The 18,352-nt window shown below is 36.9% G+C and carries 16 protein-coding genes; 5 read left to right on the top strand and 11 right to left on the bottom strand.

The genetic code is table 11. The features are described 5' to 3' along the window. Positions 1-6: 6 nt before the first annotated feature. From Q1J40_RS01020 to wecA, 8 genes are read right to left on the bottom strand one after another with little or no spacing between them, the layout of a single operon-like run. The gene (locus Q1J40_RS01020; protein WP_301098183.1) at positions 7-1,092 is read right to left on the bottom strand and encodes a TDP-N-acetylfucosamine:lipid II N-acetylfucosaminyltransferase family protein; all 1,086 of its coding nucleotides are present in this window, start codon (positions 1,090-1,092) and stop codon (positions 7-9) included. Then, a complete protein-coding gene (gene wzxE, locus Q1J40_RS01015) occupies positions 1,089-2,354 on the bottom strand; it encodes a lipid III flippase WzxE (RefSeq protein WP_301098182.1) in 1,266 nt (421 codons plus the stop codon). The genes Q1J40_RS01020 and wzxE overlap by 4 nt, the downstream gene beginning before the upstream one ends. Then, positions 2,347-3,489 carry a dTDP-4-amino-4,6-dideoxygalactose transaminase gene (gene rffA, locus Q1J40_RS01010; RefSeq protein ID WP_301098181.1) on the bottom strand — a complete coding sequence of 381 codons (1,143 nt, stop codon included), beginning with the start codon at positions 3,487-3,489 and terminating at the stop codon, positions 2,347-2,349. Before rffA ends, wzxE begins: the two co-directional genes overlap by 8 nt. Further along, positions 3,483-4,178 (bottom strand): dTDP-4-amino-4,6-dideoxy-D-galactose acyltransferase, encoded by a 696-nt coding sequence (gene rffC / locus Q1J40_RS01005; protein ID WP_301098180.1) that lies wholly within the window; start codon positions 4,176-4,178, stop codon positions 3,483-3,485. The genes rffA and rffC overlap by 7 nt, the downstream gene beginning before the upstream one ends. Next, a complete protein-coding gene (wecC, locus tag Q1J40_RS01000) occupies positions 4,175-5,455 on the bottom strand; it encodes a UDP-N-acetyl-D-mannosamine dehydrogenase (RefSeq protein ID WP_301098179.1) in 1,281 nt (426 codons plus the stop codon). The genes rffC and wecC overlap by 4 nt, the downstream gene beginning before the upstream one ends. Before the next feature lies 1 nt (position 5,456). Beyond that, complete coding sequence (wecB, locus tag Q1J40_RS00995; protein ID WP_363321844.1) at positions 5,457-6,596, bottom strand: non-hydrolyzing UDP-N-acetylglucosamine 2-epimerase; 1,140 nt, start codon at positions 6,594-6,596, stop codon at positions 5,457-5,459. After that, entirely contained in the window at positions 6,586-7,425 is an 840-nt protein-coding gene (locus Q1J40_RS00990; protein WP_301098178.1) for a transporter, read from the bottom strand. The genes wecB and Q1J40_RS00990 overlap by 11 nt, the downstream gene beginning before the upstream one ends. Before the next feature lie 11 nt (positions 7,426-7,436). Beyond that, on the bottom strand, positions 7,437-8,501 hold the full coding sequence (gene wecA / locus Q1J40_RS00985; RefSeq protein ID WP_301098177.1) for a UDP-N-acetylglucosamine--undecaprenyl-phosphate N-acetylglucosaminephosphotransferase: 1,065 nt from the start codon (positions 8,499-8,501) through the stop codon (positions 7,437-7,439). A 151-nt stretch (positions 8,502-8,652) separates the two neighbouring features. Here wecA and hemL point away from each other — a divergent pair, with 151 nt between their 5' ends. The 5 genes from hemL (at position 8,653) to Q1J40_RS00960 (ending at position 14,197) form a co-directional block, all read left to right on the top strand. After that, on the top strand, positions 8,653-9,939 hold the full coding sequence (gene hemL / locus Q1J40_RS00980) for a glutamate-1-semialdehyde 2,1-aminomutase (RefSeq protein WP_301098176.1): 1,287 nt from the start codon (positions 8,653-8,655) through the stop codon (positions 9,937-9,939). 188 nt (positions 9,940-10,127) lie between these two features. Beyond that, entirely contained in the window at positions 10,128-11,333 is a 1,206-nt protein-coding gene (trpB, locus tag Q1J40_RS00975) for a tryptophan synthase subunit beta (RefSeq protein WP_301098175.1), read from the top strand. Between the two features lie 154 nt (positions 11,334-11,487). Continuing rightward, on the top strand, positions 11,488-13,194 hold the full coding sequence (gene menD, locus Q1J40_RS00970; protein WP_301098200.1) for a 2-succinyl-5-enolpyruvyl-6-hydroxy-3-cyclohexene-1-carboxylic-acid synthase: 1,707 nt from the start codon (positions 11,488-11,490) through the stop codon (positions 13,192-13,194). A 3-nt stretch (positions 13,195-13,197) separates the two neighbouring features. Beyond that, on the top strand, positions 13,198-13,965 hold the full coding sequence (gene menH, locus Q1J40_RS00965) for a 2-succinyl-6-hydroxy-2,4-cyclohexadiene-1-carboxylate synthase (protein ID WP_301098174.1): 768 nt from the start codon (positions 13,198-13,200) through the stop codon (positions 13,963-13,965). Position 13,966: 1 nt separating this feature from the next. Next, positions 13,967-14,197 (top strand): zinc ribbon domain-containing protein, encoded by a 231-nt coding sequence (locus tag Q1J40_RS00960; protein WP_301098173.1) that lies wholly within the window; start codon positions 13,967-13,969, stop codon positions 14,195-14,197. A gap of 24 nt (positions 14,198-14,221) precedes the next feature. Here the strand turns inward: Q1J40_RS00960 and Q1J40_RS00955 are convergent, their stop codons facing one another. From Q1J40_RS00955 to Q1J40_RS00945, 3 genes are all read right to left on the bottom strand, one after another. Then, a complete protein-coding gene (locus tag Q1J40_RS00955) occupies positions 14,222-14,422 on the bottom strand; it encodes a cysteine hydrolase family protein (RefSeq protein WP_301098172.1) in 201 nt (66 codons plus the stop codon). 63 nt (positions 14,423-14,485) lie between these two features. Continuing rightward, entirely contained in the window at positions 14,486-15,382 is an 897-nt protein-coding gene (locus tag Q1J40_RS00950; RefSeq protein ID WP_301098171.1) for a hypothetical protein, read from the bottom strand. 70 nt (positions 15,383-15,452) lie between these two features. Then, a complete protein-coding gene (locus Q1J40_RS00945) occupies positions 15,453-18,317 on the bottom strand; it encodes a valine--tRNA ligase (RefSeq protein ID WP_301098170.1) in 2,865 nt (954 codons plus the stop codon). Positions 18,318-18,352: the final 35 nt, after the last annotated feature.

Below are 18,352 nucleotides of genomic sequence, written 5' to 3'. Positions count from 1 at the left end.
CCAAATTTACCCCAACTCCAACAAATTATGTCGCCAATGGGTCAAATAATGAGAAGGGAAAAATAGAATATTGGTTTTATCTACATTAGCTAAGTCTTGTCGTGTCTTTTCTATTAACTCAATATTAAAATGTTCAGAAGTTAAACACGGCACTCTGCTTTCTTGCATATCCAATAAAAATGGATTTTGAGAGTTAAGCACGACAGGAATATTTTGTTGAATTAACAAACAAATTGTTCCAATACCTTGTTGTCGTTGAAAATTAAAATAGCCTAAATCGCATTTTGCTAATAGTAAGAGATAGTCGGTAAAATCCATTGGTTCTTTAAGTATATCTACAACACCCGAAGGGAAAAGTTCATTTGCGATTTTCTCGACTGATTCAATATATTGCTGATTATTAGTTGGATAGCCCATTGGTAAGATCAATTTAATGTGCTCACCCAATGACTGCTTAATTTGGTGTAAAGCTAAAATATGTTGATTTGAACTATCGCCAGAATTACCTACTAAGATAGTAATTTTTTTATCACTCATAGATAATTGTGCATTAGGTAATATTGGCGATGGCAACGCTTCTGAAGGAAAACGAGTAGGGAAATAAACCAAGCGATCTAACTCTGTATTTCGTTTTAAATGTTTATGAGCATATTGCAAATCACCTTTTGTGCCCCAAATACGAGATAACCGTTTTTGAGCTAAGCGTCGTAAAGGATAAAATAACTTAAATTTCCATTGGGAAGATTCTTCATATAAATCAGCCCCCCAAATATGCCAAATGCAACGATCTACGGGTAACTGCTTGAACAAAATCGCAAGCCAAATCCAACTATTAAATTGTCCGTGAAATAAAAAATAACAATCTTGTTGAGTTTTAGCTAACTGAACCAATACGTTCGCAATCTGTTTTTTATTCGAAAAATATTTCAATACTAAATGGGGATAATCTGTTTGTAATGAACTCTCTCCCACCACCCAAAACTGATGTGCCTTTGATTCAACTTTAGGTAATAATTCATTTTGGAAGAACTCTAAAACCGTCTTATTGTGATGTGGAATGTTTGAACCTAAAATATGATAAATCATTGTCATACTGTTTCACTCCCCACATTTCCTCTCTGTTGATACAAATAAAAGCCTACACAACAACAGATAAAATAGCAAAAATAAGTTAAGCCATAAGCTTGTGTTGCACCTAGCTCTGCCCCATTCGGAATGAAAAGATAGCCAAATAATAATAACAATGCTAATTGAAAAATCTCCGCCAAAACATAAAGTCTTAATGCAGTTTTAGCCACAATTAAATAGCCAAAGACATAACTCAACACCTTAAAAAAATCACCGAATAATTGCCAACTAAACAAACTTTCAATTGATGAAAACTCTGCTGAATAGAGTAATAAAATGATCCAAGAACGGAATAAATAGATAAAGATTGATAAACCAATCATTGCAATACCTACCTTTATCAGCATACTTTTTACTTGTTGTTTAATCACTATTTTTGTTTTTGATTTAGCAAATAAAGGTAACAAATAAACGGAAAAAATAGCGGTAATAAACTGCAAATAGGCATCGGAGATTTTTGTCATTCCTTGCCACAAACCGACCGCTTGTAATGAATGATATTGGAAAAGTAAATCACGCAACAAGAAGTATGCCAATGGAATTGTAACTGCTGTAACAACGACCATCACGCTATATTTTAGTAATTGTTTAGCTAAAGGAATGGAAAAAGAATGTGGCAATAATTGCTTTAATACTGGTTTTAAAAAAACACTAGCTGGGATTGCAACAAACAGAGGGACAACCGCTAACCCGATTACTGCACCGTTATAATTGCCCCAAAATAGTAGCCCTAGAAAAAGTGCTAAACCAACGATAGTACTGATAATTAAACTAACCGCATTTCCTTTCGCATTCTGAAAGCCTTTTAGAATTGCTGAAAAATAATAGCCAACAGCCAATCCAATTTGAATAATGGCAATATAACGAATGATGATTTGATATTGATCTGAATAAAAAAGCCATTGGCTTATTTCACTGGCAAAGGCAGTTAAAACAACTAATAAAAAAATTGAAAATGAAAGTATGATCCAACTTGCCGTAGAAAGCGTTTCCGATAATTTTTTAGGATTATGCTCGAAAGACGCAACAAATTTTGTAACCCCATTAAAGATACCAGCACCTGATAAAACACCAAGTACGGTTAAGAATGTCATAAAATTAGCCGCTAATCCTAATCCCTCTGTACCAAATTGCAGTGTAAATAGCTTAATCATCACAAGCCCAACAATCATTTTGATTGCGGTTGCACTGACTGTCCAAAGGGTGGTTGTAGCTAATTTACTCATTATCTAATATCGCTAAAGCTGTTTGAATGATCTGCTCTAATTCATCATCTGTCATATTATAAAAAAGCGGTAATCGTACTAATCTTTCGCTCTCTAAAGATGTGAATATATCCTCACCATTGAAATAGCCGAACTTTTCTCCCGCTGGACTCGAATGTAATGGAATATAGTGGAATACCGTTAAAATACCTTGCTCTTGCATCTTCTGAATAAAATTAGCTCGAGCTTGGGTATCTCGTAATTTCAAAAAGAAAAGATGGGCATTATGCTCACATTGAACTGGAATATGTGGAATTTCTACACGGCCTTGGCTAGCTACAGACAAAAAGGTATTGTAATAGCGATTCCAAATGGCTAAACGCTTTTGATTAATTTTTTCAGCTTGAAGTAATTGAGCATAAAGGTAAGCCGACTGTAATTCTGACATTAGAAAACTTGACCCAATATCACGCCAAGTGTATTTATCGACTTGTCCACGGAAGAACTGATGACGATTCGTACCTTTTTCTCGAATGATTTCAGCTCGTTCCACTAACTCTGGTTGGTTAATTAAAATCGCACCGCCCTCTCCGCCAGAGGTATAATTTTTGGTTTCGTGAAAACTATAACAACCAATATGTCCTATCGTGCCAAGTTTTCGTCCTTTATAACTCGCCATTACCCCTTGAGCAGCATCCTCAACCACGCAAAGATTGTGCTTTTTGGCGATTGCCATAATCGTATCCATTTCACAGGCAACACCAGCATAATGCACAGGTACAATGGCTTTTGTTTTTGAAGTAAGTGCTTGCTCAATTTTCGTTTCATCAATATTCATCGTATCAGGACGAATATCAACAAATACAATCTTTGCCCCTCGCAATACAAAAGCATTAGCGGTCGAAACAAAGGTATAACTTGGCATAATCACTTCATCGCCATCTTGAATATCGAGCAATATTGCTGCCATTTCTAAAGCTGCGGTACAAGAAGGGGTAAGCAGTACTTTTAACGAACCAAATTGCTGTGTAAACCATTGCTCACATAAGCGAGTAAATTTTCCATCACCCGATAATTTATCGGTTTGCATGGCCTGCTGAATATAATCAAGTTCTGTACCTACAATAGGTGGTTTATTAAAAGGAATAGCTAGCATTGTCGATAAAACCAATAGTGTGTTTGTGTGATTTTCGCCTGAAAGGATTGATAAAGTTTAATCCCTACAAGATTGCTTAATTGGGTCACAATTTTTAGCTGTTGTGCTTGCTGAGAAATCGCCCAACTTATCGCTTGTTGCATTAATTTTTTGCCTATGCCTTTTCCTCGACAATTAGCATCTACTGCTAATAATCCGATTTGGGCAGTATTCTCTCGAACCCGTAAACTAACCCCTCCGACTATGTTTTGCTTTTCATCTCTTTCAACTAAACACAGATCATCAAACTGTCCTGTGAGTGAATTACTGATCCATTGATGATAAAACCGTTGATTTTCTTCTTCTGAAAAATAAGGTGGACGAAAACGACTACAAGGAAATGCGATTGAAAATAACGATGAAAGGCTTGCGAGATCTTGTTCTTCTGCTTGATAACAAGCGGTGAGATCTGCCTGATAATTTGCAAGATCTAATGAAAATTCAACCCCCCCCTCAACTAACACGAATCCCTTTTGTTGTAGCCAGTCTATTTGGTCTATCGCATCAGCGGATACTTTTACAGTAATCAGATCATAATTTTGATCGGAAAGAGTCGCATCCTTTACAGCAGAACGATCGAAAATCAAAGATCCGATCTTGCGGTTAAAGAATTGAGATTCCCATTCATTCAAACTAATTATTGGATTCATTTGTTTGACCATACTCCTCGAGTATCAACAATCCACTGTTGGGTTAATTGTTCTCTAGTAACTGACTTAAATTCTGAGTGATCAACCAATAACACTAAAATATCTGCGTCAGAAAGTGCTTGCTCAAAAGCCACTAATTGTGCTTTATGCTCTAAGTTTACCGGTAAATGCTTAATATGAGGTTCTACGGCTAAAATCGTACCAGTATGCCATTCTGCTAATTGTTCAGTAATAGCCAAAGCAGGGCTTTCTCTTAAATCGTCCACATCTGCTTTAAAGGCTAAACCTAAACAGGCAATTTTTATCTCACTAGGTTTCGCATTACGGCTAACAACACAATCTGCCAAAGCCGTTTTTACTTTTTCAATCACCCATTGAGGCTTGCCATCATTGACTGCTCTTGCCATTTTAATCAGTTGAGCTTGTTCTGGTGCTTGTGCCACAATAAACCAAGGATCAACCGCAATACAATGTCCGCCAACACCGGCTCCCGGTTGTAAAATATTAACTCGAGGATGGCGATTCGCTAGGCGAATTAGCTCCCATACATTAATCTCTAAACGGTCACAAATAAGTGATAATTCATTAGCGAAAGCAATATTCACATCACGAAAACTATTTTCAGTGAGTTTACACATTTCTGCCGTGCGAGCATCGGTGGTAATACATTCACCTTTTACAAAAAGTTGGTACAAACTGACCGCTTGTTGAGTGCATTCAGAAGTTAATCCGCCAATAATCCGATCATTCTCAAACAGCTCAGTCATAATCTTGCCGGGCAATACTCTTTCTGGACAATGTGCAATGTGAATATCGACCGTTTGTTCAGTTTTTTTAGCCGAAGTAGGAAAAACTAAATCAGGACGTAATGCTTGTAACCAATGAGCCATTTTTTCCGTTGTACCAACGGGTGATGTTGATTCTAAAACAACTAAATTTCCCTTCTTGAGAAAAGGAGCTATTGATTGAATAACAGATTGGATATAACTTAAATCAGGTTGATGCTGAGAATCGAAAGGCGTTGGCACAGCAATAATAAAAGCATCAGCTTCTTGATAATCAGTAGTTGCAAAAAATGATTGGGATCGAACCGCTTGTTGTACCATTTCTAATAAATTTGGTTCTTCAATATGCACTCGGCCTTGGTTCAACTCATCAACAATATGTTGATTCACATCGATACCAATTACTCTTTTTCCAGATTGCGTAAAAGCTATCGAAGTGGGCAATCCAATGTACCCAAGCCCAATCACTGCAATCGTATTAAAAACAGACATATTATTTACTAAATAACCCTCTAATAATTTCCACAATTCGTTGAGCAGATTGCCCATCCCCATAAGGATTATTTGCTCGGCTCATTGATTGGTAAACCTCATTGTTTTCTAACAATAGATTTACGGATCGAATAATTTCATCAGTATCTATCCCGACAAGTTTGACCGTCCCCATTTCTATTGCTTCTGGTCTTTCGGTGGTCTCTCGCATCACTAATACGGGTGTACCTAAAGATGGGGCTTCTTCTTGAATCCCACCTGAATCGGTTAAAATCAGATAAGCCTTATTCATTAAATAAGTAAATGCAAGGTATTCTTGCGGTTCAATTAAAAAGATATTATCAATATTCGAGAGCAAGCGTTTAACAGGCTCTAAAACATTTGGGTTCAAATGAACAGGATAGACAATTTGTACATCAGGATGAGCTTGAGCTATTTTAGCTAAGGCTAAACAAATCTGCTCAAAACCTTGCCCAAAACTTTCTCGACGATGTCCCGTAACTAAAATTATTCGTTTGTTTTCATCTAAAAATGAATAATGCTCTGCCAGTTTTTTAGCAAGCGGTAAGTTATCTTGAATTTTTTGCAAAACTGAAAATAAAGCATCTATAACCGTATTGCCTGTTACCCAAATTTTATTCTCGCTGACTCCCTCTACAAGTAAATTTTGTTTTGCCTTTGTGGTTGGCGAAAAATGGTATTTTGCTAATACACTTGTCAAACGGCGATTCGCTTCTTCTGGATAGGGCGAATACAAATTCCCTGTTCTTAATCCTGCTTCAATATGCCCAACAGGTATTTGCTGGTAATAACTGGCTAGCGTTGTAGCAAAGGTCGTGGTGGTATCACCATGAACTAACACTAAGTCTGGATTAAATTCTATTAATACAACTTTTAAATCACATAAAATCTGGGCGGTAATATCAGATAAATCCTGCCCTTTCTTCATAATATCAAGATCAAAATCAGGAGAGAGATCAAATAAATTTAATACTTGATCTAACATTTGGCGATGCTGTCCCGTGACACAAATTTTTGTTTCAAATTGGCTATCTTGCGTGAGCAATTTTGCCACAGGAGCCATCTTGATTGCTTCAGGTCGAGTCCCAAAAACGGTTAGGACTCTTATTTTACGATTCATTAGCGTTGGCAAAAAAACTAGAAATAGAAATAACAAAAAAACCCAATAATAATCCACCCAATGCTCCAAGCATTGTCCATAATAGTTTATCTGGAGAATATGGTGATAAAGGCATCACAGGGCTTTGTACAAAGTGATATGGTACCAATTTATCATCAAGTGGCTGCGCTGAACGCATAAGGGTTAATTTACCCGCCCAATCTTGCTGAACAACTTGATTACCTTGTTGAATAGCCCCCAAGTTTGTTTCAGCTGCCAGTTTAACTTGTTGAAATAGCACTCGCCATTTAGCGACTAATTCTCCATTTAATATAGAACGAGTTTGATCTGTCACAAACTGAATATAATCATTCAAGATCTGATAACTTAGCTCAGCATTATCAAATGAAAATGATAATACATTCTCTTTATCTTTAAATTGAAATTGTCCAAAAAGTTGCTGTGACATTGTTTCAATTGAAACTTTATAATTTTTAGCTAACTTATTTACTTGATCATTTTGTAGTAAGAATTGTTGTAAAATATCTGGTGAATTTAAGCTACGTTTAAATTCATTATAACTCTGCTCTTCAATAACTTTATCCGTTGACTCCAAACCAGTAGAGCCTCCTTGTAGTAATAAATAAGTACTAGCTAAATCATAATAATTACCTAAATTTACCACCTTAGGCGGTTCAAATTTAGCAGTCACTTTCCATTGAGGTGGTTGATTTGTGGCAATACCCCACCCAATTCCACCGCCAATAACAACAAATAAGATAAGTAAAAAAAAGCTACGAAAAAAAATAGCAACTCGACTTTCAGGTTGATATGTTGCTTGCTCTGTCATAAATAAATTCTCTATTTAGATTTAGATTTCTTAATTCTGCGTTTATAGCGACGAATAAAACGGGTAATTCGCCATGCCCGTGCAATAGAATAAGAATATAAAAAGAATAAAAAGATGAAACCAACAAACATAACCCATTGATTCCAATAATATATCTCTCCTAACACACCCAATGTAGCACAAATTGCGGAACCTAACGTTATAACAACTAAAGCTTGTCTAGATGTTAGTCCTGCTCTCATCATTAAATGATGAATATGCAGTCTATCTGGTCTAAAGGGACTCTTTCCCTTCTTCAATCGTCTAAAAATAATGGCTACCATATCAATAAGAGGTACTGCTATTAACCACAAACCAGTAATTGGGCTGATAGGATGTCCTTGTCCTTGAGTGCTTAACAGTAAAATCCAGATAATAGTGAAACCAATTAAAGTGCTACCAGAATCTCCCATAAAGACTTTCCATTTTGCACCAAATAGACTGAGATTGAACATTGCATAAGGTAACAACACAAAAATAATACTAAAGCACCAATAAGCTAAAGTATATTGTTCATCTAACCACATAAGTGTGCCGATACCTGCAAAGCTGACACTCGATAAGCCTGCAAGTAGCCCATCTATTCCATCAATCATATTAAAGGCATTGATAATGGCAATAGTGATAAAGACAGTAAGCACCACACCAATCGCTCCTAACTCTAAACTGAAGGGTGCAATTAACTGTCCTAAACTTGCAATCGAAAGACCACTATATATCATAACTCCAGCTAGTATGGCTTGAATACTTGCACGTAACAAAGGGCTAATATCAAAGCGATCATCCAATACACCGATAATCAATAAAATAGTTACTGCGCTTAAGTAGAGCAAAGGAAACCGCATCTGATCCCATTGCATTAAATAGAATGCTAAATTTCCTAAAAATAAAGCTATCCCTCCAATTAACGGAATCACTCCTTGGTGACGTTTTCTAAAATTAGGTTTATCTACTAAACCTATCCATTCCGCCACTGGTCGCATTACAATTAATGCAACAAAGGATGTAATAAATACAACAAGAAATGTGAGCCACATAGACTAGGTTTCATCCTTATAAATGACCTATCAAAATGGCTGAAAGCATAGCATAATCAGCAAAACTCTCAATTTTTTTCACCAAATAAGCCTTATTTATTACTTTTTAAAGTACAATATCTACTATCAATAGTAAGAAAGGAAACAATCCATGACATCATCACTCTCTCTTTTTCAAAAAGCACAAAAAGTTATCCCTGGTGGCGTAAATTCACCTGTTAGAGCGTTTAAGGGCGTAGGGGGAACACCAGTATTTATAGAAAAAGCCAAAGGAGCATACATTACTGATAGTGAAGGAAAACGCTATATTGATTACGTTGGCTCTTGGGGGCCGATGGTATTAGGACATAACCACCCCGCTATTATTGATGCAGTGCTAAAAGCCGTACCTAATGGATTAAGCTTTGGAGCGCCAACTGCGATCGAAATTGAATTAGCTGAACTCGTCTGTAAACTTGTTCCCTCAATCGAACTGGTCAGAATGGTAAGCTCTGGTACTGAGGCGACAATGTCTGCCATTCGCCTTGCACGTGGTTATACTCAACGAGATAAAATCATCAAATTTGAAGGTTGTTATCATGGACACTCGGATTCATTATTAGTTAAAGCTGGTTCTGGAGCATTAACCTTAGGACAACCAAGCTCTCCCGGTGTACCTGCCGACTTTGCTAAACACACACTTACTTGTGAATACAATAATCTTGAATCAGTGAAACAAGCTTTTGAACAATATCCAAATGAAATTGCTTGCTTAATTATTGAACCTGTAGCGGGTAATATGAACTGTATTCCGCCAAAAGAAGGATTCTTACAAGGCTTGCGTGAACTCTGCACCCAATACGGTACAGTCTTTATTATTGATGAAGTGATGACTGGATTCCGTGTCGCATTAGGTGGCGCACAAAGTTATTATGGTGTAACCCCTGATTTAACTACTCTTGGTAAAATTATTGGTGGTGGAATGCCTGTCGGTGCTTTTGGTGGTAAAAAAGAAATTATGGAATACATTGCTCCAACAGGTCCAGTTTACCAAGCAGGTACATTATCGGGTAACCCGATAGCTATGTCTGCTGGATTAGCTTGTTTAACGGAATTATCAAAATCAGGCAATGAACAATTACTTGCCGACAAAACTAAAATGTTAGCGGAAGGCTTAAAATTATTAGCGACTAAACATAACATTCCATTCACAGCTCAATATGCAGGTGGAATGTTTGGTTTATTCTTTACCGAGCAAGATAAAGTAGAAAGCTATCAAGATGTTATGAAATGCAATGTTACCGCATTCAATACCTTCTTCCATAAAATGCTAGATAAAGGTATTTATCTAGCACCATCCGCTTTTGAAGCTGGCTTTATGTCTTTAGCCCATAGTGAAGAAGATATTACTTATACTCTCGCTATGGCAGATCAAGTTTTTGCAGAAATGAATAACTAAATTAAAGTTTAAATTTCTTATCTATCCTAATTAATAAAGGTAAGTTATGACATAAACCATTACTTACCTTTATGTTATATATTATCAATTCATTAAATTTAATAAAAATTTCACTCAGCTATTGAGTCTTTTAAAATACCATTGTACTATTAAAGTAGTTTAATAGTACTAAATTATAAGGAAGAAATATGACTCAAGAATCACTTAATCCATTTATCACTCCAGATCAAAACGGCAATATCGGGAAACATGGAGGAAAAATTCAACATCCAACTCTAGTCAAAGCATTAGCAGAAATAGAAGAAGGGTTTCACCAAATTATCCATGATGAAGAATTTATCGCTGAAATGAAACGTCTTCAGGCTACTTTTGTCGGACGACCAAGTCCTATTTATCACGCAAGAACACTTTCTCAATCAGGTGCACAAATTTTTCTAAAAAGAGAAGATCTCAACCACACTGGCGCTCATAAAATCAATCACTGTATTGGTGAAGTTTTATTAGCTAAAAAATTGGGTAAGAAAAAAGTAATTGCAGAAACTGGTGCTGGTCAGCATGGGGTCGCTTTAGCCACCGCTGCAGCATTACTTGGCTTAGAATGCGAAATTCACATGGGAGTAGTGGATATTCAAAAAGAGCATCCTAATGTTTCTCGTATGAAAATTTTAGGTGCAAAATTAGTTCCCGTATCGGAAGGGGCTGGCACACTAAAAGAAGCAGTAGATAGTGCTTTTGCCTCTTATATGGAGCAATTAGACGACAGTATGTTTGCCATTGGATCTGTTGTAGGCCCTGCTCCTTATCCAGAAATGGTGGCTTATTTCCAAAGCATCGTAGGCCATGAAGCCAAAGCTCAATTTGAAAGTCAATACGGCGGATTACCTGATGAAGTGATTGCTTGTGTTGGTGGTGGTTCCAATGCCATTGGGTTATTCAATGCGTTTATCGATGAATCATCAGTAGAACTTGTTGGGGTAGAGCCTGCTGGGGAAGGATTAGACAAAGCAGGACGTCATGCAGCGACACTTTCATTGGGTAAATTCGGTAATATCCAAGGCTTTAATTGTTATTATCTACAAGAAGAAGATGGGACCCCTTCAGAAGTTCATTCTATTGCCTCTGGATTAGACTACCCTGGCGTTGGTCCCCAACATTGTTATTTAAAAGATACTGGTCGAGGTCGATATGAAATTGCTACTGATAAAGAATGTTTAGATGCTTTCCTTCGTCTATCTCGTGAAGAAGGTATCATTCCAGCATTAGAAAGCTCCCACGCCGTTGCTTATGCTCTACGCAGAGCTAACGAACTTGGACCAGAAAAACGTTTATTAGTTAATTTATCAGGACGTGGTGATAAAGATATTGATTTTGTCTTAACCCAAATTAACCTTTAATTTCTAAAAATAGTCATACGACGTATTCTTATAGAATTTATGACATAATACTGGATTTATTTTCAATAAGCGGTTAAATTCGATCTTATTTTTGCAAAAATTTGTTACAATCTAACCGCTTATATTTTACAAAATTAAAGGGAAGAAAATGATGATAAATACCAGCACCTTTAACCGTTCTTGGGCTAGAGTTGTATTGAATGCCCTACTTAGATATGGAGTCAAACATTTTTGCATTGCCCCTGGTTCACGCTCTACTCCATTGACATTAGAAGCTTTACACTTAGAAAATCAAAATTTAGCAGAATGTCATACTCATTTCGATGAAAGAGGCCTTGCTTTTTATGCCCTTGGCTTAACAAAAGCAACGAAAGATCCTGTTGCAATTATTGTGACTTCAGGTACAGCAGTGGCAAATTTATTTCCTGCGATTATTGAAGCTCAACTTACACATCATAAATTAATTGTATTAACCGCAGATCGTCCGCCAGAACTTATTGGTTGCGGAGCAAACCAAGCTATTCAACAACAAAATATTTTTGGTGAATACACTGTTGCATCGTTGAATTTACCGAAACCGAATCCAGATTTTAGTGCTAACTGGCTTGTTTCTGTAGTTGAACAAGCTTGTGTGAAACAAACTCAACAAAGTGGCGTTGTTCATATCAATGCGCCTTTTGCAGAACCATTATATGAAGCCGATGAACAAGCAATTGAACAAGATCCTTGGCTTGCGCCAATTCACCGTTGGTTAAATCAGCCAAAGGCACAATGGATAGATCGCCAAGCAAATCAAAAAGACGTATTAATGCACGAACATTGGGATTACTGGCGAACTAAACGTGGTGTCGTTGTTGTAGGTAAACTTCCACTAGAACAAGGTATGGGATTAAAATCATGGGCGGAAACACTCGGTTGGTGTTTAATTACGGATGTTCAATCGGGTGTTGAAACCAACTTACCTTATGCAGATATTTGGTTATCAAATAACACTGTTGAACAGCGTCTATTACAAGCAGATATCGTGGTGCAATTTGGTTCACAAATCGTTAGCAAACGAGTCAATAAATTTTTAACTGCATTTAAAGGTGAATATTGGCTGGTAGAAGAATCGCAAGATTATCTCAATCCAAATGCTCATCATCAAACTCGCTTTGTGGCTAAGGCTCATCACTTTACACGAGTCCATCCCCCTCTTCGTCAAAAACCGTGGTTACTTGAACCTCTCGCATTATCTCAATTCTGTGCAGATTTTATTGAGAAACAAGTCGGTGGTAATCTAAACGAAGCAGCCCTTGCCCACCATATTGAACGTGTATTACCAACTAATGGTAATCTGTTCTTGGGTAATAGTTTATTTGTGCGTTTAGTGGATGCATTATGCAAATTACCTGAAGGCTACCCTGTTTACACAAACCGTGGAGCAAGTGGTATTGATGGCTTAATTGCAACCATGGCTGGTGTCGCTAAGGGGAGTGGGGTTCCAACTATCGGATTTATTGGCGATGTATCTGCATTACACGATCTCAATTCTGTTGCACTCTTTCGTCAAATCACAGTACCTACCATTTTATTTGTGATTAATAACAATGGTGGTGCGATTTTTGATATTTTACCAGTCGATCCCAAGGTTAAAGAAAAATACTACCGTTTATCACACAATTTAGAATTCTCTCAAATTGCAGCGATGTTTGGTTTAGATTATCTTCGCCCTTATACTTGGGCAGATTTAAGCACTAAATTGAAACAAGCTTATGTTCGAAAAGGCGTTACGATCGTTGAGATCAAAGTCAATGATCAAGAAGGTAGTAGCCTATTTAAATCCTTATTAGAACAGATCTCTCGCGCACACATTGATTAATATATGCTCGCTTATCAATGGCATAAAACATCAGGTACACCCGTGGTATTTCTCCACGGGTTACTGGGTTCTCAACAAGATTGGGTTGGAGTGATTCAATATTTGCAAAATATTCCGAATATCCGACCGCTTACTCTCGATCTTCCTTTTCACGCTTTCAGTAAAAATATTCACTGCCAAGATTTTCAAGAAATGAGAGCTATTTTAGACAAAACGCTCAATCATCTATTAGCTCAACAACCATTTTGGTTAGTCGGTTACTCACTTGGAGGACGTATTGCTCTTGACTATACCATTCAACTGAAACCCTCTAACTTATTAGGCATAATCCTTGAAGGTGCAAATATCGGTTTGAAAACTGATGAAGAAAAAGCATTACGCTGGAATAATGATAAAGCTTGGGCTGAACGTTTTCGCACAGAAAATTTCAGTGATGTTTTAAAAGAGTGGTATCAACAACCTGTGTTCGCCAATTTAGATCCTGACAAGCGGTTAGATCTAATCGAAAAAAGGCAAAAAAATAATGAGGGAAAACAGATCGCCCCTATGCTTGAAGCAACCAGTCTAGCTAAACAAAATTTTTATGGTAATTACTCGTGGAATAAGAGCATTATTCATTTCCTTATTGGCGAAAAAGACGAAAAATTTAAAAACATGGCAAAACAATACAAGCTACCCTATCAATTAATCGATAACGTGGGACACAATACTCATCAAGCAAGTCCAGAACGTTTTGCAAATTCATTACTTAACATTATCAATAGGAAATAATATGGCATTACATCATTGCCCAGAGTGTCGGAAAAAAATTAGCGATTCCATTGAACAATGTCTACATTGTGGTTTTTCATTTAAAGAAGCCGATTTAGAAATTTATAGACAAAAGCTCGAACAGCGTCGTAAAGAAAATGCAGAAATTAATCGCAAAAGCATTAAATTTCATTTAATTTGGTTGCTCATCTTTGTATTGGTGATTGGGTTATCGAGCGTATTATTTAGTTAAAACGAAATAACGCACTATTAAACTTTATACCATCGCTAAAAGTGTTTTTGTCTCAACAACCTGAGCAAACTCATTGTGTAGATTAGCTAACGTGGTTTGATGGATAAGTTCTGCATCAAAATGCTCGCCATTCACCCCAATACGATCAAAAGTTGCCGTCGCATCAGAAATCAGATAGGTCACATAACCATAATTCCCCGCCATTTTTCTAAGATAACAACGCAATTTTCTTCTGCATTTTTTAATTTACATATTCTTTAATTAATTATTCTCATATCCGATAAAAAGCTATTCAAACCAATTTATCAGAGTATCTATAACTTCTACAAGACCAAATAATGAAAGTACTATACCAAGTAAAGTCAGTTTTAAATTTTTCCTATCATTATCCTGTTGTTCTACTTTTTCTTGAATACGACTGATAATACCGTGTACTTGACCTAATTGAGAGATAACTTCTTTATTCTTTATTGCTAGTTGATAAGTATTTCTTACCTCTTCCCATGCTTGGAATGTTGGATAACGAGAAAATTCAATAGGATTATGAAAATAATAGCGAGCATTAAAAACAGTTGCCTCAGTATAGAGTTTATTTAATTCTTCAATATTATTTGTATCCTTTAAGACGAATGCTAATTCTTCACTGACTTGTTGTAATGCTAAATAATAGGCTAATCCTAACATTGTTAGAAATATCCCACGACAAGCTTGGTACCGCTCATCATCAGGATATTTGGTTAATAAAACCATTCCTCTACCATCAATAGATCTAAATTCATTATTTTGTAATGTAAAATCTTCTACCTTCAAAGTCTCTGAATTTCTAATATACCAAGAACAATTTTTTAAAAGATTATTATCAATATTTTCTTTTACATCCGTTGCTATCACAATCCTACTCAAGCAATTATCTGACGTAATTTTTAAATCTTTTTTTAATATTTCCTTTGACGTATATAATTCTGCTAATGTAGATAATTCTTCATAACACAATGTTTTTTCAAATCTGCTTCCATAAAAAAAAGTAACAATCATTGAAGAAAAATCTTCATTTTGTTGAATTGCCGTTGTTTGCTTTAAAATAGGATTAAGAAACCCAATATTCTTCTTACATAGCTTTAATTCCGACGATACATTCAAAGAATCTTTTTTTAGAAAAATTCTACCAAAAGAAATACTTTTCATTACATTCTCCTAAACTATATTATACAAAAAAATGCGGTCAAATAAATCTGACCGCATTTTTCAAAACATCCTACAACGCTTCAATTTCGCTAAACTGCATTCTCAGTTTTTCTAGTCCTTCTTGATAGCCTTGCATTTTTTCTTTTTCCTTCGCAATCACTTGCTCTGGGGCTTTGGCAACAAAGGCTTCATTGCTGAGTTTGTTTTCTATCCGTTTAATTTCACCTTGGATTTTTTCAATCTCTTTGTTTAAACGGGCGAGTTCAGCGTCTTTGTTGATAAAGCCTGCCATTGGCACAAATAATTCCGCTTTGCCAACTAACTTAGTAACAGAAAGTGGGGCTTTTTCATCAGCACCTAATACTTGGATAGTTTCAAGTTTAGCTAAGGTTTTTAACAAGCGGTCGTTTTCTACCAAAATTTTGCGATTTTCATCACTGACGTGACGTAATAACAGATCTAATGGTTTACTTGGAGCGATATTACTTTCTGCACGGATATTACGCACTGCAGTAATTACTTCTTTAATCCAACCGATTTGTTGTTCTGCCTCTTCATCAAGGCTAGCCGTATCAACTTGAGGGAATGGTTGTAACATAATGGTATCGCCTGATACGCCTGCAAAGCCTTTCACTTTTTGCCAAATTTCTTCAGTGATGAATGGCATAATTGGATGAGCTAAACGTAATAATTGCTCTAATACTTGAACAAGCGTACGGCTTGCACCACGTTTTTGTGCGTCTGTACCCTGTGCAAAAATCGGTTTAGTTAGCTCTAAATACCAGTCACAGAATTGGTTCCAAGTAAATTCATAAATTGCATTCGCTGCAAGATCGAAACGATATTGAGCCAATGCTGAACGGAATGCCTCAACCGTACGGTTAAATTCAGATTTAATCCAACGATCCGCTAAGCTATATTCAACATCACCCTCATTCAGATCCAATTTTTCATTGGTGAGTACAAAACGGCTCGCATTCCATAATTTATTACAGAAATTACGATAACCTTCTAAACGTTTCATATCCCAGTTGATATCGCGTCCGTTGCTTGCCAATGCAGCTAATGTAAAGCGTAAGGCATCTGTACCGTGTGCTGAAATACCGTCCGCAAACTCTTTACGAGTTGCTTTGGCAATTTTCTCAGCAAGTTGCGGTTGCATCATATTACCAGTACGTTTTTCGAGAAGAGCCTCAAGGCTAATACCATCGATCATATCAATTGGGTCAAGTACATTCCCTTTTGATTTCGACATTTTTTGACCTTGTTCATCACGAATCAAGCCCGTTACATACACAGTTTTGAATGGTACTTGTGGTTTACCATTTTCATCTTTAATGAAGTGCATCGTAAACATAATCATACGTGCAACCCAGAAGAAAATGATGTCAAAGCCCGTAATCAATACATCGGTCGGGTGAAACATTTTTAATTCTGGTGTTTGCTCTGGCCAACCCAATGTAGAGAATGTCCACAAGCCTGAAGAGAACCACGTATCTAATACGTCTTCATCTTGTTTTAATACGAGATCGGCAGGTAAATTATGTTTTTGACGAACTTCTTCTTCATTGCGTGCCACATAAATATTACCTTCTTCATCGTACCAAGCAGGAATACGATGTCCCCACCATAATTGACGAGAAATACACCAGTCTTGAATATCACGCATCCAAGAGAAATAAAGGTTTTCATACTGTTTTGGTACGAATTGGATTTCGCCATCTTCTACTGCTTTAGTCGCCACTTCTGCAAGTGGTTTTACGCTCACATACCATTGATCTGTGAGCATTGGTTCAATTGGCACACCGCCACGGTCGCCATAAGGCACTTTGAGATCATGTGGTTTAATTTCTTCTAATAAACCTAAAGCATCGAAATCAGCCACGATTTTTTTACGAGCAGCAAAACGTTCTAAGCCTTTATAATCGTTGGGAATTAATGCAGGGTAATTGTCAATTGGCTTGTTGTTATAGCCAAAGATTTCTGCTTCATCACGAATATCTGCATTTAAGGTTAAAATATTAACCAATGGTAGATTGTGACGTTTACCCACTTCGTAGTCGTTAAAGTCGTGAGCAGGCGTAATTTTTACTACACCCGTTCCAAATTCACGATCCACATAATCATCAGCAATAATAGGAATTTCACGATTGGCTAATGGCAACATCACGGTTTTACCAATGAGATCTTGGTAACGTTCATCTTCTGGATGCACCGCCACTGCTGTATCGCCTAACATTGTTTCAGGACGAGTGGTCGCAACGATTAAATAATCTTTTCCTTCAGCCGTTTTTGCTCCATTTGCGAGCGGATAGCGGAAATGCCAAAGACTACCTTTACTCTCTTTGTTTTCTACTTCTAAATCAGAAATAGCGGTACGTAATTTTGGATCCCAGTTTACTAAGCGTTTCCCACGATAAATTAAGCCTTCTTCGTGCAAACGAACAAAGACTTCTTTCACTGCGTTAGATAAGCCTTCATCCATTGTAAAGCGTTCACGCTCCCAATCGACCGAGTTACCTAAACGACGCATTTGTTGGCTGATTGTGCCACCTGAATGGGCTTTCCAATCCCAAATTTTATTGATGAACGCTTCACGTCCGTAATCATGGCGAGTTTTACCTTCTTCTGCGGCAATCTTACGCTCAACCACCATTTGTGTTGCAATCCCTGCGTGGTCTGTACCTGCTTGCCATAGGGTATTATTACCTTCCATACGATTAAAACGGATCAAGGTATCCATTAATGTTTGTTGGAAAGCGTGTCCCATATGTAAGCTACCTGTTACATTCGGTGGCGGAATCGCAATGCAATATCCCGGTTTTGAGGTATCAAGGGAAGGTTTAAAATAACCTTGTTCTTCCCAGTGTTTATAAAGTGCTTGTTCTACTGCAGAAGAATCAAATCTATCTGCCATTTCAAATTGTTTAGTCATTGGTTTTCTCTTTTTTAAAACGCTTAATATTAATG

It is taken from the genome of Otariodibacter sp. (genome assembly GCF_029256985.1).
Classification (GTDB): domain Bacteria; phylum Pseudomonadota; class Gammaproteobacteria; order Enterobacterales; family Pasteurellaceae; genus Otariodibacter.
Note: the sequence above shows the minus strand (reverse complement) of the source record. Positions and strands in the feature narration are given on the sequence as shown.

What these genes read in the sequence shown, in the direction of transcription:
- menH (WP_301098174.1), top strand. Translation starts at nt 13,198, where the DNA reads ATGCTCGCTTATCAATGGCATAAAACATCAGGTACACCCGTGGTATTT.
- rffC (WP_301098180.1), bottom strand. Translation starts at nt 4,178, where the DNA reads ATGAATCCAATAATTAGTTTGAATGAATGGGAATCTCAATTCTTTAAC.
- Q1J40_RS01020 (WP_301098183.1), bottom strand. Translation starts at nt 1,092, where the DNA reads ATGACAATGATTTATCATATTTTAGGTTCAAACATTCCACATCACAAT.
- Q1J40_RS00960 (WP_301098173.1), top strand. Translation starts at nt 13,967, where the DNA reads ATGGCATTACATCATTGCCCAGAGTGTCGGAAAAAAATTAGCGATTCC.
- trpB (WP_301098175.1), top strand. Translation starts at nt 10,128, where the DNA reads ATGACTCAAGAATCACTTAATCCATTTATCACTCCAGATCAAAACGGC.
- hemL (WP_301098176.1), top strand. Translation starts at nt 8,653, where the DNA reads ATGACATCATCACTCTCTCTTTTTCAAAAAGCACAAAAAGTTATCCCT.
- wecC (WP_301098179.1), bottom strand. Translation starts at nt 5,455, where the DNA reads ATGTCTGTTTTTAATACGATTGCAGTGATTGGGCTTGGGTACATTGGA.
- wecA (WP_301098177.1), bottom strand. Translation starts at nt 8,501, where the DNA reads ATGTGGCTCACATTTCTTGTTGTATTTATTACATCCTTTGTTGCATTA.
- Q1J40_RS00950 (WP_301098171.1), bottom strand. Translation starts at nt 15,382, where the DNA reads ATGAAAAGTATTTCTTTTGGTAGAATTTTTCTAAAAAAAGATTCTTTG.
- Q1J40_RS00990 (WP_301098178.1), bottom strand. Translation starts at nt 7,425, where the DNA reads ATGACAGAGCAAGCAACATATCAACCTGAAAGTCGAGTTGCTATTTTT.
- rffA (WP_301098181.1), bottom strand. Translation starts at nt 3,489, where the DNA reads ATGCTAGCTATTCCTTTTAATAAACCACCTATTGTAGGTACAGAACTT.
- wzxE (WP_301098182.1), bottom strand. Translation starts at nt 2,354, where the DNA reads ATGAGTAAATTAGCTACAACCACCCTTTGGACAGTCAGTGCAACCGCA.
- wecB (WP_363321844.1), bottom strand. Translation starts at nt 6,596, where the DNA reads ATGAATCGTAAAATAAGAGTCCTAACCGTTTTTGGGACTCGACCTGAA.
- Q1J40_RS00945 (WP_301098170.1), bottom strand. Translation starts at nt 18,317, where the DNA reads ATGACTAAACAATTTGAAATGGCAGATAGATTTGATTCTTCTGCAGTA.